Raw genomic sequence first — 16606 nt, 5'->3', positions numbered from 1 at the left:
GCCCTACTACCCCTTACGCAATACGTATACTCGCCACATGGCGTAGAACGGCAAAAAGTCCAATCGTTCCTGAATCCGGAAACCGGCGGCCTGGAATTCTTCCTCGACCGTTGCAGCCGGTAACACAAAACGGTTCTGGTAACTGACCTCTCCGGTTTTTTCATAACGGCGTTGTTCGAGCTTCTTGCGCCGCCATGCCTTGAAGTTGCCATCCACCCACAGCGACAGGATAACGCTGTCGCGCGTAACTCGTTGAAACTCCGAGAGAAGTGTCTTGCGATGCGCAGCGTCGCCAATGTGGTGCATCAGGCGCATGCAGAAAATGCTGTCAACCGAGTTGTCTGGCAGATCGATGGCAAACGCAGAGGTTTGCAAGGTCCGTACCCGCTCGACGATGTGCGCCGGCTGGGACTTGGTCGCGGTTTCCAGCATGGCTTCGGAATTATCCGCGCCGATGATCACCCGGTTGGGCTTTTCAGCCAGCAAGGGCCAGAAGCGACCGGCACCACAAGGCAGGTCCAGCACCAATCCTGGCTCGCCGACCAACGCCAGGGCGCGGCGGGCAAGTTGCTCGTCGCGCTGGTGGGACAGGCGACGGGCCATCCCGTCCTGGTGCTTGAGGAAGTACTCCTGGGCGTGCTGCTGGTCGTACTTCTCGGAAAATTCGAGTTTGATGGGGCTACGCATGGTGCATCTCCTGACTCCAATCCCCCCACCTTAAGGAGGCAATCGTTGGCGCCAGGTCATACAAATGTGAAAAATTTGTTAGAGCGGGATTTAACGTTACAAGACGTTACAAGGGCAGAAGGCCACCCTCCGCCTTCACTCAGGTGAAGGCAGGCATTCCGGGCCATGGGTGAGGTCGACGTGGAAGCGGCACCCATGGGGCACCATGGCCGTCAGGCTGACCGTCCAGCCCTGGTCGTCGCAGATGCGCTGCACCAGTGACAAACCAAGGCCGAGGCCTTCACCACGGCGTTCATCGCCGCGCACGAACGGACGGAACATGGCTTCGCGCTGTTCTTCAGGGATGCCCACGCCACTGTCCTCGACCAGGAACCCTGTCGATTCCAGGGTCAGGCGGATGAATCCGAAGTCGGTGTAGTGCGCAGCGTTTCGCAGCAAGTTGCCCATCACCGCCTGCAGGAAGGTGGCGTTGTAAAGTGTCCTTGAGCCCGCCCCCGGCTGGTAGATCAGGTTCAGGCCCTTCTGCTCGATGGTGTCACGCCAGACCCCGATCAGGTCGTCGGCCACTTCCTTCATGGTTGCCCGCGATGCCACTGCGCCCTCGTCGCGCTGGGCACGGGCCAGCATCAGGAAGGTCTTGACCAGCTCCTGCATTTCTTCGGTGGCCCTGGCGATGCGTTCGACCTGGGCACGGGCGCGGATATCGATGTTCGGGTTGACCAGCAACAGCTCGCAGGAACTGGCCAGCACCATCAAGGGTGTGCGCAACTCATGGCTGACATCGCTGGTGAACAGGCGTTCGCGGGTCAGGGCATCGCGCAGGCGCCCAAGGGTATCGTCGAAAGCCACGGCCAGCTGGCCGACTTCGTCAGCGGCATAGTCCGGTGCCAGGGGCGGCGCCAGGCCCAGTAACTGGTCGCGATGACGTACCTGGCGTGCCAGGCGGATCACCGGCGCCATTACCCGGCGCGCCAGCACCCAGCCGAGGAACACCGCCAGGGCGAGGCTGAGGACGAAGCCCACCACCACGATCGCAAACAGCACCCGCTCACGCTCTTCAAAATCACTCTGGTCCTGCAGCAGGACATAACGCCGCCCATCCACCACCTCGACCATGGCGTGGTAGGAGAGCTGCTCGCGGAACACCTCGTGGAAACCGGGTGTCAGGTGACGCAAGTCCTTGGGCAACTCGAAATCGTCGCGCCCACCGCTGTAGTAGAACAACTGGTCCGGTCGCGGGCGATGGCTCCAGTCACTGACACTGTCCATGCGCAGCAGACGCTGCAGATCGCCGCCCAGTACCGCCGAGATCAGCCGTTCTTCGACCAGGTGCACGGTGGCCACGATGCCGAACGCGAAGGCACCGGCCACCAGTGCACTCATCAAGGCAAAGGCGATGATGATCCGCTGGGCAAGGCTCTGCTTAAACTCCATCGCGGCCCTCGGCCAGGCGGTAACCGACGCCGTGGACGGTATGCAGCAGGGGTTTGTCGAACGGCTTGTCGATCACCTGGCGCAACTGGTGCACGTGACTGCGCAGGCTGTCGCTATCGGGGCAGTCGTCACCCCAGAGCGCTTCTTCAAGCACCTCGCGGCGCAACACATGGGGGCTCTTCTGCATCAGGACTGCCAGCAGCTTCAAGCCGACCGGGTTGAGCTTGAGCATCTTGCCGTCGCGGGTCACTTCCAGGGTGTCGAGGTCGTAGTTCAGGTCGCTGACCTGCAAGGTGCGCCGTCCACCGCCCTGGGCACGACGCAGGACCGCCTCGATACGCGCCGCCAGTTCCGACAGGGCAAAGGGCTTGAGCAGGTAGTCATCGGCACCGGAGCGAAAGCCCTGCAGGCGGTCATCCAGTTGGTCACGGGCGGTGAGCATGATCACCGGCGTATCCCGCCGGGCGTCCTCACGCAGGCGCTTGCACAGGGTATAGCCGTCGATGCCCGGGAGCATGATGTCGAGCACGATGAGGTCGTAGTGCTCGGTGGCGGCCAGGTGCAATCCGGACAGACCGTCCTGGGCGCAATCCACCGTGTAGCCCTTAAGGCCCAGGTAATCGGCCAGGTTGGCGAGGATATCGCGGTTGTCTTCAACCAGTAGGATTCGCATGGAGTTCTCCTGTCCAGGGCTTTTGCCTGCTTGGCAGGCGCAGCTTACGGCCATCGACCGCGCACGGCTAGGCCAGCGCAGCTTTATTGCAGGTTAACGTTTTTTTCACCAGAGCTTCACGGACAAGCGATGGCACCTGGTTGAGAATCGCCGGTCGCAACCGCCACCGACCCGCCTGGACCTGCCATGCCCCTACCTGCCACCTCCCGCCCGCTCAACCTCTGGCTTGCCCTGGGCATCCCTGCAATGACCGCCCTGACCCTGATCCTGCTCGAACTCACCTCACTGGACATGGACCTGGCCAGGTTGATGTACGATCCGGTGGCAGGCCAGTTCATTGGCCGCCACAGCTATTTCCTCGAAGACATCCTGCATGACCGTGCCAAACAGGCAGTGATCGTCGTGGCTCTGGGTGCCATTGTCGCATTTGTCGCCAGTTTCTTCTGGCAGCGCCTGAAAAACTGGCGTCGGGAACTGGGTTGCCTGGTCATGGCCATGGCGCTTTCAACCAGCTTCGTCACGCCGCTCAAGGCGGTGACCGCCGTGCAGTGTCCCTGGAGCCTGCAGGAGTTCGGTGGCAAGGAAACCTACAGTGAACTGCTGAGCCCACGCCCAGCGACCGACAAGCCAGGACGTTGCTGGCCCGGTGGGCATGCGGCCACCGGCTTTACCTTGTTCGCCCTGTTCTTCGCCTTGCGTGATCGTCGTCCACGCCTGGCCCGTGCTGCGCTGCTGGTTGCGTTTGGACTGGGCACGCTGTTTTCGGTGGGACGCATGCTGCAAGGTGCGCATTTCTTTTCCCACAACGTGTGGACCGCGGTGTTCTGCTGGTTGATCAGCCTGGGCTGTTACTACGGCGTCTTGTACCGAAAACCGGTAACGGTGTCGGGTAGGAGCGGGCTTGCCCCGCGATACGATATGGCAGACAAATCACTGTAGTCGTAGGTTTGCGACCGCTGCGCGGCCGATCGCAGCCTGACGGCAGCGGCTACAGGCGCTGCGTAATCGTCGCAAACAAAAAAGCCCCGCACTAGGCGGGGCTTTTTTTTCAAGCGGGTACGGCTGGCTTACATCATGCCGCCCATGCCGCCCATACCACCCATGCCGCCCATGTCTGGCATGGCTGGCTTGTCTTCCGGCAGGTCAGCGACCATGGCTTCGGTGGTGATCATCAGACCACCGATCGAAGCGGCAGCTTGCAGTGCCGAACGGGTGACCTTGGCTGGGTCCAGGATGCCCATTTCGATCATGTCGCCGTACTCGCCGGTAGCAGCGTTGTAACCGAAGTTACCCGAACCTTGCTTGACCTTGTCAGCCACAACGCTTGGCTCGTCGCCGGCGTTGGCAACGATCTGACGCAGCGGTGCTTCAACGGCGCGACGCAGCAGGGCGATACCGACGTTCTGCTCTTCGTTGTCGCCTTTGAGGGCTTCGATGGCATTCAGTGCACGCACCAGGGCGACACCACCGCCAGGCACCACGCCTTCTTCGACGGCTGCGCGGGTAGCGTGCAGGGCGTCTTCAACGCGGGCTTTCTTCTCTTTCATTTCAACTTCGGTGCCAGCACCGACCTTGATCACGGCAACACCGCCAGCCAGCTTGGCCAGACGCTCTTGCAGCTTCTCACGGTCGTAGTCCGAGGAAGTCTCTTCGATCTGGGCGCGGATCTGCTTGACGCGCGCTTCGATGTCGGCTTCAACGCCAGCACCGTCGATGATGGTGGTGTTTTCCTTGGACAGGGTCACACGCTTGGCGTTACCCAGGTGATCCAGGGTAGCGGACTCCAGGCTCAGGCCGATTTCTTCGGAGATCACGGTACCGCCGGTCAGGACGGCGATGTCCTGCAGCATGGCCTTGCGGCGGTCGCCGAAGCCAGGTGCCTTGACTGCAGCAACCTTGACGATGCCGCGCATGTTGTTGACTACCAGGGTAGCCAGCGCTTCGCCTTCGACGTCTTCAGCCACGATCAGCAGCGGACGGCCGGCCTTGGCGACGGCTTCCAGAACTGGCAGCAGTTCGCGGATGTTGGAGATCTTCTTGTCAACCAGCAGCAGCAGCGGGCCATCCAGCTCGGCAACCATGGTGTCCGGCTTGTTGACGAAGTATGGCGACAGGTAGCCACGGTCGAACTGCATGCCTTCTACGACCGACAGTTCGTTTTCCAGGCCCGAGCCTTCTTCAACGGTGATCACGCCTTCTTTACCGACTTTTTCCATGGCTTCGGCGATGATGTCACCGATGGAGTTGTCGGAGTTGGCGGAGATGGTACCCACCTGGGCGATGGCCTTGGAGTCGGCGCATGGCTTGGACAGGTTCTTCAGCTCGGCGACGACGGCAGCAGTGGCCTTGTCGATGCCGCGCTTGAGGTCCATCGGGTTCATGCCGGCAGCGACGGCTTTCAGGCCTTCGTTGACGATGGCTTGAGCCAGGACGGTAGCGGTGGTGGTGCCGTCACCGGCAGCGTCGTTGGCCTTGGAAGCAACTTCCTTGACCAGCTGGGCGCCCATGTTTTCGAAGGCGTCTTTGAGTTCGATTTCCTTGGCAACCGAAACACCGTCTTTGGTGATGGTTGGCGCGCCGAAGCTCTTGGCCAGGACAACGTTACGGCCTTTCGGGCCCAGGGTCGCTTTTACCGCGTCAGCCAGAACGTTGACACCAACCAGCATTTTCTTACGGGCGGAATCGCCGAATTTTACGTCTTTAGCAGCCATGATCGTTTAATCCTTGAATACTTTGGAGTAACGGGAAACCAGCGGAATCAGCCTTCGATAACAGCGAGAATCTCGTTCTCAGCCATTACCAGCAGGTCTTCGCCGTCAACTTTCACAGTGTTGCTGCCCGAGTAAGGGCCGAAAACCACCTTGTCACCCACTTTCACGGCCAGCGCACGCACTTCACCGTTGTCCAGGATGCGACCGGTACCTACAGCGACGATTTCGCCACGGTTAGGTTTTTCAGCGGCCGAACCTGGCAGAACGATACCGCCAGCGGTTTTCGATTCTTCTTCGCTGCGACGGATGACGACGCGGTCATGCAGAGGACGAAGCTTCATTGTCGATCTCTCCTAATTGTGGTTTTCATCGGCCGGTATCGACACCGGCGGGTTGATGCTTGCGGCGTAGCCGCTCGTGGCCCGCGAAGGCGAACCACGCATGTAAAGTCTGGGGCAAGCCACCAGAAACCTTGCGGTGACCCATACATGAGGTCGCCAAGAGCAATTACAAGGCTTGGTCGTTAAATTTTTTAGCGATAGCAGCGGACAAAGAAAAACGGCCCCTTTCGGGGCCGTTTCGACAGGTACTGGCAACGCTTACGGAAGACGAGGATCGCGCGGCTCACGTGGTTCGTGGTGCTCGTACTCACCTTCGATCACATCGGGTTGGCGCGGCTGGCTACCCGCACTGCCCGGGCGGGCCATGAACGGCTCATCGGCAAAAGCGCGCTGGCGCATGGCCTGGGCTTGCGCACGCTCACGCAGCTTGCGCCCGAGCAGGCGGCGGGTGAACGGCAGCAGGCAGACCAGACCGATAACGTCACTGATGAAACCCGGCAACAGCAGCAGGCCACCACCGAGCGCCAGCATCAGGCCCTGGAACATGTCTTCGGCGGGCAGTTCGCCGCGTTGCAGGCTTTCACGCGCGCGCAAGGCGGTGGCCAGGCCGGCCACCCGCACCACCAGCACACCCAGGGCGGAGCCGGCAATGATCAGCAGCAACGCCGGAAAGAAGCCGATCGCGGTGCTGACCTTGAAGAACACATACAGCTCCAGCACCGGGAAAATCAGAAACAACAGTAGAAAGGCACGCATCAATGGATCCTCTGCGCAAGATGTCCTTGCAGTAGACCTTTAATGGTTGCGGCCCTTCACTATTTCAAGCCTCGGCAGCCGAACGATCCGGCCATTGATCGGCGTGGGCCAGAAATACCAGGGCTTCGCGCACTTGTTTCGGCGTGTTGCAAGGTGCGGCAAACGGCAACCAGTGCACGCCCTGGCCAATGCGCAGGTGCATGCCTTCGCTGTCGATGCCGACCATTTGCGCTGCCGCGCTGCGTGGCAGGCCGCTGAGCTCGACGTAGTGTCCGATGGCATTGGCGTGATCGCTGTTCATGTGTTCGATCATGCTCGCCTCGGCCTGGCCGGCAAAGGGGTTGGCCAGGTTCAGGTGGTCGATCCAGTGGATCGCGCCAAAACCGCCGATATAGCGGTGACGCACCGGCTTGAGCACCCAGAAGTCGAAGTCATGGGCCTTGTGGTAATTGCTCGATTCGGGGAAGTAGCGGTAATAGCGCTCGGCTGCGGCCGCCACGGCCTCGGGCGCCTCGAGCCGCTGTGCCTCGGCCAGCACGGTGAGGCGACCGACGGCCTGCACATCCTCGGCATCGCGCTCGCCGACCAACAGCGAGCACTTGGGGTCTTTCTGCAGGTTATGGGTGTGCTGGGCAATGCGGCTGATCAGAATCAGCGGGTTACCCTCGGCATCCAGGCAATAGGGCACCACCGAGCCGAAAGGGTAGCCCGGCATCGACTTGGAATGGGTCGACAGGACCCCACGGTATTCCTTGAGCAATAGCTCGCGGGCTTGCTGTGCGGTTTTGGTGCTCACGTGTGACTCCCGACTCGACGATAGCGGAGGACTGGCTGCAGGGATCAGATGGCCAGCTACTTATCCGACAAAATAATCAGTATCGCCCCGGGTTGCCAGCGCGCTTACCAGGTCACACCGAAGCCTGCGGTATAACGCGTCTTGTCCAGGTCGCTCTCGCGGGTGCCGCGGATGATGTCCTTCTCGGCCTTGAGATTGAGCGAGGCCCACTCGGTGACTTTGTAGCGCAGGCCCATCTCGGCATCCAGGGCATAGTCGGCTACCCCGCCCAGCGGCTTGCCGACTTCACCATTGGTGAAGAACTGCACACGTTTGCCCATCAGGTAGCGGTTGTAGTCCCACTTCATACCCAAGGAATAGAAGTTGTCCTTGCCGCCGTCGGCGTATTCATAGTCGGTGCGGTTGAGCAGCGAACCCAGGGAGAAGGCGCCCAGCTCGTCATCCCAGAACTGGTAACCGGGGCCGGTACCCACGGTGCGCTGGCGGGAGAGGTCCTCGATATGGTCGCGCTTGAACTCCATACGACCCTGCCAGAACCACTTCTCGGTCAGGAAGCGGTCCAGCGCGTACTCCGCGCTCCAGTTGTTGGTGGTGGTGACGTCGTCCTTGCTTTCGCGGTTGTACTCACCTTCGGCCTGGTGCCGCCAGCGGCCATGGCGTGCCGAGGTCTTGAAGTCGACGTCATAGTCATCGCTGTCGGTATCGGCGCGCTTGTAGTCCATGGCCAGGTCGACATTGCCCTTCCAGGACAGGTCCTCGACCACAGGCTTGGGCTTCATGATCTGCTGGATACTGGCCAGTTCCACGGTTTTGGGCGCCTCGTCGTTGGCCAGGGTCACCTTGCCATCGTCGGCGGCATGCAGTGACTTGGCTTTCTCGCCGGTGTAGGCATCCTGCTTGACCAGCAGCTCCTGGTCGCTTTCCAGGGTCTTGACCTGTTTCCAGTCCAGGGCAATGGCGCCACCGTAGGTGGTCTGCAGCAGCAGCTTGCCGCCATCGAACACCGAGATCTTGCCACTGAGCCGGTCGCCATTCTTCATCCAGACGGTATCAGCGACGGCCGGGGCACAGGCAACAACGGCAGCAAGGAACAGCAAGAATCTGGAAAACATAAGCAACAACGGACTCTGGTTCGCGAAAAAAGTCGGGCATTATCCAGATACCCGCCCGTGGAGCAAGGACTGACCTACCCTATGCCAATGAGTTCAATTCCTGTTTCGCCGGTGAACACGCCTGTTTACCTGCCCCTGCGCGGGGAGCCGCGATGAAGCCTGCACCCGGCGATCCGACGGAAGACCCACAAGCCCGACGAATGGCGCTCTACCTGGTGCTCGACCAGGTGCCGCCCGGTAAGGTGGTCAGCTATGGCCAGTTGGCCGAACTGGCCGGCCTGGGCCGCGCAGCGCGCTGGGTCGGGCGCACCCTGAGCCAGCTGCCGGCTGACACCCGATTGCCCTGGCATCGGGTACTGGCTGCCGGTGGTCGCCTGAGCCTGGCCCTGGGCACCCCGTCAGGCGACGAGCAGCGTGCACGACTGCGGGCAGAAGGGGTCACACTGCACAATAATCGTGTGGATATGTTGCGCCATGGCTGGCGCCCAACGGAGCACAGCGGTTAGAGTGCGCGCTTTGTTTTCGTAAACTTGAGGCAGATGTTGGCCCATGCCCCGTAAAACCTGGCGCGCTGCGCTCGCTGCCTATGCCAGCCCGTCCACCCTGGTGCTGTTGCTGCTCGGCTTTGCCGCCGGCCTGCCCTATATGCTGGTGTTCTCGACCCTGTCGGTGTGGTTGCGCGAAGCCGGGGTCGCTCGCGAAACCATCGGCTATGCCAGCCTGATCGGCCTGGCCTATGCCTTCAAGTGGGTCTGGTCGCCACTGCTCGACCAATGGCGCCTGCCGCTGCTCGGCAAGCTCGGTCGCCGCCGCTCCTGGCTTGCCCTGTCGCAACTGCTGGTGGTGGTGGGCCTGATCGGCATGGGCTTCTGCGACCCGCAAAAACACCTGTCCTGGCTGATTGCCCTGGCGGTACTGGTGGCCTTTGCCTCGGCCACCCAGGACATCGCTGTCGATGCCTATCGCCTGGAAATCGCCGACGACCAGCGCCAGGCCGCCCTGGCCGCCAGCTACATGGCCGGCTACCGGGTCGCCGCCCTGCTGGCCACGGCCGGCGCGCTGTTTTTCGCCGAAGGCTTTGGCTCCACCGGCTTCAGCTACCTGCACAAGGCCTGGACCGGCACCTATGTGCTGTTCGGCATCATGATGCTGCCGGCGCTGATCACCACCTTCCTGATGCGTGAACCGCCCGTACCCCTGCGCACCCAGTTGTCGGCAGCCCGTTACGGCCTGGCCCATCAGCTGGTGTCGGTATTCGTGCTGATCATCCTGCTGGTTTCGGTACCGGCCATGTTCACCCAGCTGTACAACACCGATTTCGCCAGCGTGCTGTTCGAAGGCGCAAGCCTGCTCGACCTGCTGCTCGAAGACCGCGCCTTCCTGCGGGCAATCCTGTACATCACCCTGACCGTGCTGTGCCTGTCGTCCCTGGGACGCCGCGGCCTGGCGCCGGTACTGACGCCGGTCAACGACTTCATTCACCGCTACCGCTGGCAAGCCCTGCTGTTGCTGGGCCTGATCGCCACCTACCGGATGTCCGATACGGTCATGGGTGTGATGGCCAACGTGTTCTACATCGACCAGGGCTTCACCAAGGACCAGATCGCCAGCGTCAGCAAGATCTTCGGTCTGATCATGACCCTGGTCGGCGCCGGCATGGGCGGCCTGCTGATCGTGCGCTTCGGCATCCTGCCGATCCTGTTCATCGGCGGCGCCGCGTCGGCGGCGACCAACATCCTGTTCCTGATGCTGGCCGACATGGGCCCCAACCTGCAGATGCTGGTGCTGACCATTTCCCTGGACAACTTCAGCTCGGGCCTTGCCACCTCGGCGTTCGTGGCGTACCTGTCGAGCCTGACCAACCTGAAGTTCTCCGCCACCCAGTACGCCCTGCTCAGTTCGATCATGCTGCTGTTGCCGCGCCTGATCGGCGGCTACTCGGGCGTGATGGTGGAGAAGTTCGGCTACCACGACTTCTTCCTGATTACCGCCCTGCTCGGTGTGCCGACCCTGATCCTGATCGCCCTGCACTGGCGCCAGGAACAGGACAAGGGCAAACAGCTACCGGTCGACAACCCGGTTGCCGAACAGCGCCCCTGAGCCCGCCTGAGGCGCTTGCCGGGGTTATCCCGGCATCGCCTCGGCCTGCTCGTCGGAAACGCCCAGAACAACTCTCAGCGGCCACAGCGCCAGGATGCCAGCAACACCCGCCGCCAGGGCGAAGCTCAGCAGGCTGGCGCCGGCGCCGAGCATCGCCAGCAACACCCCGCCCAGGCCCAGCAAGGCAATGGTGATCATGCCCAGCATCGCCGAGACCAAGCCCTTGCTCTGCTCGCTGGAAAACAGCGTCATGCGGTACAGCACGGCGTTGGCAATCCCCAGGCCCAGGGCATAGACCGACAGCCCCGCCACCAGGCTCGGCACACCGGGCACCAGCCAGGTCGCCAGCATCATGCCCAGCAAACCCGCCAGGTACGGCCACAGTGCCCGCCGCACCAGGCTCTTGAGCGGGTAGCGATCGGCAATGCGGTTGATGACCAGGTTGCCCAGGATCAGTCCGCCGAACACCGGCAGTTGCCACAGCGCGTACTCCAGGGTGCTCAGGCCTTCATCGTGGATCAGCAGCACCGGCGACAGACCGATCCAGCCGATCAACGGCAAGCCGACCAGGCCCAGGGCCGCGCTACCGGCGACAAAGCGGCGGTTGGCGAGCAACTGGCCGTAGCCGGCCAGCAACGGCAGCAGATGGATGGGCTGGAAGGCCAGGCGCGAACCGTCACGACGCTCCACCCCCAGGGTTTCCGGCATGAAGCGGTACAACGCCACCCAGGCCAGCACGGCACAGACGCCGAAAATCACGAACAACCAGCGCCACGACACCCATTCCAGCAACAAGGTGCCCACCAGCGGCCCCAGCAGCGGCGACAGCAGCGCGATATTGGCCAGCAGGGCCATCATGCGTACCGCGTCGGCCTCGCTGAACGCTTCGTTCAAGGCCGGGTAGCTGACGGTCACCACAAAGCCCAGGCCGATGCCCTGCAGCAGGCGCAAAAGGTTGAACAGTTCGATGCTCTGGACCCAGAAGGCCGCCAGGCAAGCGATGCAGAAAAACGCGCAACCGCCCAGCAGCAACGGCCTGCGGCCATAGCGGTCGGCCAGCGGCCCGATCAGCCATTGCAGCAGTACACCGCCGAGCAGGTACAGGTTCAGGGCGTGGGGGATGAATTCGGGGCTGGCATCCAGGTCACCGACCACTACCGGCATGGCGGGCATCACCGCATCGCTGGCAAGGTAGGTCAGCAGTTCGAACAGTGCCAGGCACATGGCGAAGCAGAAGGCACGCAGTGGCGTGATGTAGATCAGCGGGGTGAGCATGGCAAGACCGGACAAACAAAGGTAAGCCAGCCTATATGCCAGAAAGGTCGCGGTGCAGGTAGCGTGAAGACGTGAACAAGTGTAATGACCGTAGAAGCATCGCGGGCGATGCCCGCTCCCACAGGTGGGAGCGGGCATCGCCCCGCGATGGGACCGGTACTTACTGCACCGCCCCTTCCTGCACCATGCGGATCACCCGCTGCGGGAAGGGAATATCGATGCCCTCTGCCTTGAGGCGGTCGCGGGCATGCTCGTTGAGCATGAACAGCACGTCCCAGTAGTCGGCCGTGTTTACCCAGATACGCAGCGATACGGTGATCGAGCTGTCGCCCAGGGTGGAAATCACCGCCTGCGGCGCCGGATCCTTGAGCACGCGTGGATCCTGGGCCAGTTCCAGCAGTACGCCACGGGCCTTCTGCAGGTCGGCGTCATAGTCGACACCGACATCGAACACCACCTTGCGGGTCGGCTGGCGGTTGGTGTTGGTGATGATGCCGTTGGACAGGCTGCCGTTGGGCATGATCACAGTCTTGTTGTCACCGGTGCGCAGCACGGTATGGAAGATCTGGATGCTGTCCACGGTGCCTGCGACACCCTGGGCTTCGATCCAGTCGCCGATGCGAAACGGACGGAACAGCAGGATCAGTACCCCGCCGGCGAAGTTCGCCAGGCTGCCCTGCAAGGCCAGGCCGATGGCCAGGCCCGCGGCACCGATGGCGGCGACGAACGAGGTGGTTTCGATACCGATCATCGAGGCGACGCTGACGATCAGCAGGATCTTCAGGACGATGTTCGCCAGGCTGCTGATAAAGCCTTGCAGCGCGAGGTCGGCGTTACGCAGGGCAAGCAGCTTGCCCAGGCGGTAGGTCACCTTGTTGATCAGCCACCAGCCGATGGCCAGGGTCACCAGCGCCAGTAACAGACGGCTGCTGTACTCCATGATCAATGGGAGCCAGGTTTGCGAAGTCTTGACCAGTTGGTCGACCTCAGCGTTGAAATCCATAGTGTTCTCCTGATGCCGAGCGGCAATGAAGCTGAAAATCCCTGCCGCAATCGTTTCAGCGGCCCTAAGGACCTCGGACGCCGATTCGGCGCCAAGGTTCCGTATACGGTGGGCTTAGTCGCGGAAATTGTTGAACTGCAGCGGCATGCCGAACTCGCGGGCGCGCAGGGCGGCGATGGCTTCCTGCAGATCGTCGCGCTTCTTGCCGGTGACACGTACCTGCTCGCCCTGGATGGCGGCCTGGACCTTGAGCTTGGCGTCCTTGATGTGGGCAACGATCTTCTTCGCCAGCTCCTTGTCGATACCTTCCTTGAGCACGGCTTCCTGCTTCATCACCTTGCCCGATGCGTAAGCGTCCTTGACCTCCAGGCACTGCACGTCGATCTTGCGCTTGACCAGGGCCAGCTTGAGGATCTCGATCATCGCCTCGAGCTGGAACTCGGCTTCGGCGGTCAGGTTGACGGTCAGTTCCTTTTCCTTGAACTCGAAACTGCCCTTGCCCTTGAGGTCATAGCGGCGGTCCAGTTCCTTCACGGCGTTCTCAACGGCGTTGGTGACTTCGTGCTTGTCCAGTTCCGATACCACGTCGAACGACGGCATAGCGATTCTCCAGAAAATAAATGCGCGCTCACGGCCCTGATTGCAGAGCGTGATGGAGCGCGTCGGGTTTGACGGTTAAAATGCCGGCTCATTATAACGGTTGCGAAACGCTGATGAGCAGCACCTGGCATATTCTCGGCGCGGGGAGTCTGGGCAGCCTCTGGGCCTGCCGTCTGGCCCGTGCCGGCAAAGCGGTCCGCCTGATCCTGCGCGATACGCCGCGCCTTGCGGCCTACGAAGCGGCTGGCGGCCTGACCCTGGTTGAACACGGCCAGGCGCAATTGCACGCCATTCCGGCACAGACCGCACAGGACAACACGCCCATTCATCGCCTGCTGGTGGCCTGCAAGGCCTACGATGCCGAGCAGGCAGTGGCGCAACTGGCGCCGCGCCTGGCCCACGGCGCCGAGCTGATCCTGCTGCAGAACGGCCTGGGCAGCCAGGACGAGGTCGCCAACCGGGTGCCCCATGCCCGCTGCATCTTCGCCTCCAGCACCGAAGGCGCGTTTCGCGAAGCCGACTGGCGGGTGAATTTCGCCGGCCATGGCTTCAACTGGCTGGGCGATCCTGCCAACCCGTTGGCCCCCGAATGGCTCGACGAGCTGGCCGACGCCGGCATTCCCCATGAGTGGACCCCGGATATCCTCACCCGCCTGTGGCGCAAGCTGGCGCTCAACTGCGCCATCAATCCCCTGACGGTGCTGCATGAGTGCCAGAACGGCGGCCTGCAGGCGCATCACTGCGAAGTGGCGACCCTCTGCGCCGAACTCGCCGAACTGCTGCAGTACTGTGGCCAGCCCGAAGCCGCCGAAGACCTGGACCAAGAAGTGGAGCGGGTGATCAAGGCCACGGCGGCCAACTACTCTTCCATGTACCAGGATGTTCGCCAGGGCCGGCGCACCGAGATCCACTACCTGCTCGGCCATGCCTGCCGCGTCGCCAGCCGTCATGGCCGCGAGCTGCCGCACCTGGAGCGGCTCTACCGGCGCCTGGTCGAACACCTGAACGCGCGCGGATTGCCCAGCGACTGAGCGCAGCGTTACCCTGCCCTTTCACCTACAGACCGGGATCTGGCTTTCACATGACGCTGCGCGAACGCCTGGAAAACCTGCCGGTTGGCCAGAAACTGCTGGCCGCCCTGCTGGTGCTGTTGATCACCATCCTGCTGGTGGCCAACCTGACTTTCATCAGCGCCGCCTACTGGATCTCCCAGGAAAGCATGGCGCCGCAGGCCCTGCAGACCATCGGCCGGCTGGTGGCCAATCCGCAATTGTCCACCCAGGCGGCGGACTCGCCCGAGGCCGCCAAGGCCCTGCTCAAGGAACTGGACAGCTACACCCCCTTGCGCGCCGCCGCCGTGTACGGGGGCGACGGCAAACTGCTGGCGCAGTTACAGCACGGTGAAGTGCTGCCCCTGCCCAAGCGTTATCGCAACATCGAAAACTGGCGCCTGACCGAGTTTCGCAGCACCCAGCTGACCCAGCTGCCGCGCCCGGGCGGGCCGCCGGGCTACCTGTTGCTGGTGGCCAGCAGCGAGCTGCCCGTGGCCTTCTACACCGGCACCCTGACCGCCAGCCTGGGCATCCTGGTGTTCAGTATCCTCTTGTGGATGATCATCGCCCGGCAGATCAAGCGCCTGATCACCCAGCCGATCTACCAGCTCGAAGAACTGTCGCGCCAGGTCACCCGCGAAGAGAACTACGCCCTGCGCGCCCGGCGCGGCAATGACGACGAAATCGGCAGCCTGGCCGAAGCCTTCAACACCATGCTGTCGCGTATCGAAGCCCGCGAGCAGCAGCTCAAGCGTACCCGCGACGAATTCCAGGAAGCCTACGACCAGGCCCAGGGCCTGGCCGAAGAAACCCGCCACACCAACCGCAAACTGGAGCTGGAAGTCCAGGTGCGTAGCAAGATCGAGAAAAAGCTCACGGGGTTCCAGAACTACCTCAACAGCATCATCGACTCCATGCCCTCGGCGCTGATCGCCCTGGACGAACAGCTGTATGTCACCCAGTGGAACCAGGAAGCCAGCGTGCTCTCCGGCACCCCGCTGGACGAAGCGCTCAACCAGCCGATCTTCCTTGCCTTCGAGCCGCTCAAGCCGTTCCTGCCGCAGCTCAAGGAAAGCGTCGAGAAGCACCGGGTGGCGAAGATCGAGCGGGTCACCTGGACCAAGGACGACGACGCCCGCCACTACGCCCTGACCTTCTACCCGCTGATGGGCGGTGGCGGGCGCGGCGTGGTGATCCGCATCGACGACATCACCCAGCGCCTGTCCCTGGAAGAAATGATGGTGCAGTCGGAGAAGATGCTCTCGGTCGGTGGCCTGGCGGCCGGCATGGCCCATGAAATCAACAACCCGCTGGGGGCGATCCTGCACAACGTGCAGAACATCCGCCGGCGTTTGTCGCCGGACCTTGCCAGGAACATGGAACAGGCCGAAGAAGTGGGCATCGATCTGCCCGCCGTCAATCGCTACCTGGAAAGCCGCGAAGTGCCGCAGCTGCTCGACGGTATCCAGCAGGCCGGTGCCCGCGCCGCCAAGATCGTCACCCACATGCTCAGCTTCAGTCGGCGCAGCAACCGCCAGCTGGCCCCTTGCGACCTGCCGGCGCTGATCGACCAGGCGGTGGAAATCGCCGGCAACGATTTCGACCTGACCATCGGCTTCGACTTCAAGGGCCAGGCCATCATCCGCCAGTTCGACCCCGAGCTGGGCCCGGTGCCCTGCACCGCCAACGAGCTGGAACAAGTGTTGCTCAACCTGCTGAAGAACGCCGCCCAGGCCATTCACCTGCGCGAAGACGACAGCGAACCCGGCCGCATCATCCTGCGCACCCGGCTCAATCCGCCCTGGGCAGAGATCCAGGTGGAGGACAACGGCGTCGGTATGCCCGAAGCAGTGCGCAAGCGCACCTTCGAGCCGTTCTTCACCACCAAGGAGATCGGCCAGGGCACCGGCCTTGGCCTGTCGGTGTCGTATTTCATCATTACCAACAACCACAAGGGCCAGATGGAAGTGCAGTCGGCACCTGGCCAGGGCACCTGCTTCACCTTGCGCCTGCCCCTGGCCAATACCGCACCGACAGCAGTCGAGCCCCCCAAGACGGAGTCATGA

Annotated in this window: 16 protein-coding genes; 5 read left to right on the top strand and 11 right to left on the bottom strand. The window is 62.5% G+C overall.

Going from position 1 to position 16606, the window contains the following annotated elements; translation table 11 throughout:
* Positions 1-6: 6 nt before the first annotated feature.
* From ACIQUS_RS13205 to colR, 3 genes are all read right to left on the bottom strand, one after another.
* Positions 7-687 carry a class I SAM-dependent methyltransferase gene (locus tag ACIQUS_RS13205; protein WP_403047599.1) on the bottom strand — a complete coding sequence of 227 codons (681 nt, stop codon included), beginning with the start codon at positions 685-687 and terminating at the stop codon, positions 7-9.
* Between the two features lie 135 nt (positions 688-822).
* Positions 823-2121, bottom strand: coding sequence for a sensor histidine kinase (locus tag ACIQUS_RS13200; RefSeq protein ID WP_403047598.1), 1299 nt, complete (start codon positions 2119-2121; stop codon positions 823-825).
* Positions 2111-2794, bottom strand: coding sequence for a two-component system response regulator ColR (colR, locus tag ACIQUS_RS13195; protein ID WP_403047597.1), 684 nt, complete (start codon positions 2792-2794; stop codon positions 2111-2113). The genes ACIQUS_RS13200 and colR overlap by 11 nt, the downstream gene beginning before the upstream one ends.
* A gap of 186 nt (positions 2795-2980) precedes the next feature.
* Between colR and ACIQUS_RS13190 the strand changes: the two genes are divergently transcribed.
* Positions 2981-3733 (top strand): phosphatase PAP2 family protein, encoded by a 753-nt coding sequence (locus tag ACIQUS_RS13190; RefSeq protein WP_403047596.1) that lies wholly within the window; start codon positions 2981-2983, stop codon positions 3731-3733.
* Positions 3734-3861: 128 nt separating this feature from the next.
* On the opposite strand, the gene groL is transcribed toward ACIQUS_RS13190, so the two are convergent.
* The 5 genes from groL to ACIQUS_RS13165 form a co-directional block, all read right to left on the bottom strand.
* The gene (groL, locus tag ACIQUS_RS13185) at positions 3862-5505 is read right to left on the bottom strand and encodes a chaperonin GroEL (RefSeq protein ID WP_403047595.1); all 1644 of its coding nucleotides are present in this window, start codon (positions 5503-5505) and stop codon (positions 3862-3864) included.
* A 47-nt stretch (positions 5506-5552) separates the two neighbouring features.
* Positions 5553-5846, bottom strand: coding sequence for a co-chaperone GroES (locus ACIQUS_RS13180; protein WP_009050540.1), 294 nt, complete (start codon positions 5844-5846; stop codon positions 5553-5555).
* A gap of 258 nt (positions 5847-6104) precedes the next feature.
* Positions 6105-6602, bottom strand: a complete 498-nt coding sequence (locus ACIQUS_RS13175) for an FxsA family protein (RefSeq protein WP_403047594.1) — start codon at positions 6600-6602, stop codon at positions 6105-6107.
* 64 nt (positions 6603-6666) lie between these two features.
* Positions 6667-7398: a HugZ family protein gene (locus ACIQUS_RS13170; protein ID WP_403047593.1), complete on the bottom strand. Its 732-nt coding sequence runs from the start codon at positions 7396-7398 to the stop codon at positions 6667-6669.
* A 104-nt stretch (positions 7399-7502) separates the two neighbouring features.
* On the bottom strand, positions 7503-8510 hold the full coding sequence (locus tag ACIQUS_RS13165; protein ID WP_403047592.1) for a DUF481 domain-containing protein: 1008 nt from the start codon (positions 8508-8510) through the stop codon (positions 7503-7505).
* 152 nt (positions 8511-8662) lie between these two features.
* Between ACIQUS_RS13165 and ACIQUS_RS13160 the strand changes: the two genes are divergently transcribed.
* On the top strand, positions 8663-9016 hold the full coding sequence (locus ACIQUS_RS13160) for an MGMT family protein (RefSeq protein WP_403047590.1): 354 nt from the start codon (positions 8663-8665) through the stop codon (positions 9014-9016).
* A gap of 43 nt (positions 9017-9059) precedes the next feature.
* Positions 9060-10610 carry an AmpG family muropeptide MFS transporter gene (locus tag ACIQUS_RS13155; protein ID WP_403047589.1) on the top strand — a complete coding sequence of 517 codons (1551 nt, stop codon included), beginning with the start codon at positions 9060-9062 and terminating at the stop codon, positions 10608-10610.
* A 24-nt stretch (positions 10611-10634) separates the two neighbouring features.
* On the opposite strand, the gene ACIQUS_RS13150 is transcribed toward ACIQUS_RS13155, so the two are convergent.
* From ACIQUS_RS13150 to ACIQUS_RS13140, 3 genes are all read right to left on the bottom strand, one after another.
* Positions 10635-11885 (bottom strand): MFS transporter, encoded by a 1251-nt coding sequence (locus ACIQUS_RS13150; protein ID WP_403047587.1) that lies wholly within the window; start codon positions 11883-11885, stop codon positions 10635-10637.
* 160 nt (positions 11886-12045) lie between these two features.
* Positions 12046-12888 carry a mechanosensitive ion channel family protein gene (locus ACIQUS_RS13145; protein WP_403047586.1) on the bottom strand — a complete coding sequence of 281 codons (843 nt, stop codon included), beginning with the start codon at positions 12886-12888 and terminating at the stop codon, positions 12046-12048.
* A gap of 114 nt (positions 12889-13002) precedes the next feature.
* Positions 13003-13488 carry a YajQ family cyclic di-GMP-binding protein gene (locus ACIQUS_RS13140; RefSeq protein WP_285862757.1) on the bottom strand — a complete coding sequence of 162 codons (486 nt, stop codon included), beginning with the start codon at positions 13486-13488 and terminating at the stop codon, positions 13003-13005.
* A gap of 113 nt (positions 13489-13601) precedes the next feature.
* Here ACIQUS_RS13140 and ACIQUS_RS13135 point away from each other — a divergent pair, with 113 nt between their 5' ends.
* Both ACIQUS_RS13135 and ACIQUS_RS13130 read left to right on the top strand, forming a co-directional pair.
* Positions 13602-14519 (top strand): putative 2-dehydropantoate 2-reductase, encoded by a 918-nt coding sequence (locus tag ACIQUS_RS13135; protein ID WP_403047584.1) that lies wholly within the window; start codon positions 13602-13604, stop codon positions 14517-14519.
* 50 nt (positions 14520-14569) lie between these two features.
* Complete coding sequence (locus tag ACIQUS_RS13130) at positions 14570-16606, top strand: ATP-binding protein (protein ID WP_403047583.1); 2037 nt, start codon at positions 14570-14572, stop codon at positions 16604-16606.

The organism is Pseudomonas sp. NPDC090755 (assembly GCF_044769005.1).
In the GTDB taxonomy this organism is placed as follows: Bacteria; Pseudomonadota; Gammaproteobacteria; order Pseudomonadales; family Pseudomonadaceae; genus Aquipseudomonas.
The sequence above is the reverse complement of the archived record's forward strand: the minus strand, read 5'-3'. Positions and strand labels throughout refer to the sequence as shown.

Coding starts and splice junctions, on each gene's coding strand:
- ACIQUS_RS13205 (WP_403047599.1), bottom strand. CDS start 687: ATGCGTAGCCCCATCAAACTCGAATTTTCCGAGAAGTACGACCAGCAG.
- ACIQUS_RS13200 (WP_403047598.1), bottom strand. CDS start 2,121: ATGGAGTTTAAGCAGAGCCTTGCCCAGCGGATCATCATCGCCTTTGCC.
- colR (WP_403047597.1), bottom strand. CDS start 2,794: ATGCGAATCCTACTGGTTGAAGACAACCGCGATATCCTCGCCAACCTG.
- ACIQUS_RS13190 (WP_403047596.1), top strand. CDS start 2,981: ATGCCCCTACCTGCCACCTCCCGCCCGCTCAACCTCTGGCTTGCCCTG.
- groL (WP_403047595.1), bottom strand. CDS start 5,505: ATGGCTGCTAAAGACGTAAAATTCGGCGATTCCGCCCGTAAGAAAATG.
- ACIQUS_RS13180 (WP_009050540.1), bottom strand. CDS start 5,846: ATGAAGCTTCGTCCTCTGCATGACCGCGTCGTCATCCGTCGCAGCGAA.
- ACIQUS_RS13175 (WP_403047594.1), bottom strand. CDS start 6,602: ATGCGTGCCTTTCTACTGTTGTTTCTGATTTTCCCGGTGCTGGAGCTG.
- ACIQUS_RS13165 (WP_403047592.1), bottom strand. CDS start 8,510: ATGTTTTCCAGATTCTTGCTGTTCCTTGCTGCCGTTGTTGCCTGTGCC.
- ACIQUS_RS13160 (WP_403047590.1), top strand. CDS start 8,663: ATGAAGCCTGCACCCGGCGATCCGACGGAAGACCCACAAGCCCGACGA.
- ACIQUS_RS13155 (WP_403047589.1), top strand. CDS start 9,060: ATGCCCCGTAAAACCTGGCGCGCTGCGCTCGCTGCCTATGCCAGCCCG.
- ACIQUS_RS13150 (WP_403047587.1), bottom strand. CDS start 11,885: ATGCTCACCCCGCTGATCTACATCACGCCACTGCGTGCCTTCTGCTTC.
- ACIQUS_RS13145 (WP_403047586.1), bottom strand. CDS start 12,888: ATGGATTTCAACGCTGAGGTCGACCAACTGGTCAAGACTTCGCAAACC.
- ACIQUS_RS13140 (WP_285862757.1), bottom strand. CDS start 13,488: ATGCCGTCGTTCGACGTGGTATCGGAACTGGACAAGCACGAAGTCACC.
- ACIQUS_RS13135 (WP_403047584.1), top strand. CDS start 13,602: ATGAGCAGCACCTGGCATATTCTCGGCGCGGGGAGTCTGGGCAGCCTC.
- ACIQUS_RS13130 (WP_403047583.1), top strand. CDS start 14,570: ATGACGCTGCGCGAACGCCTGGAAAACCTGCCGGTTGGCCAGAAACTG.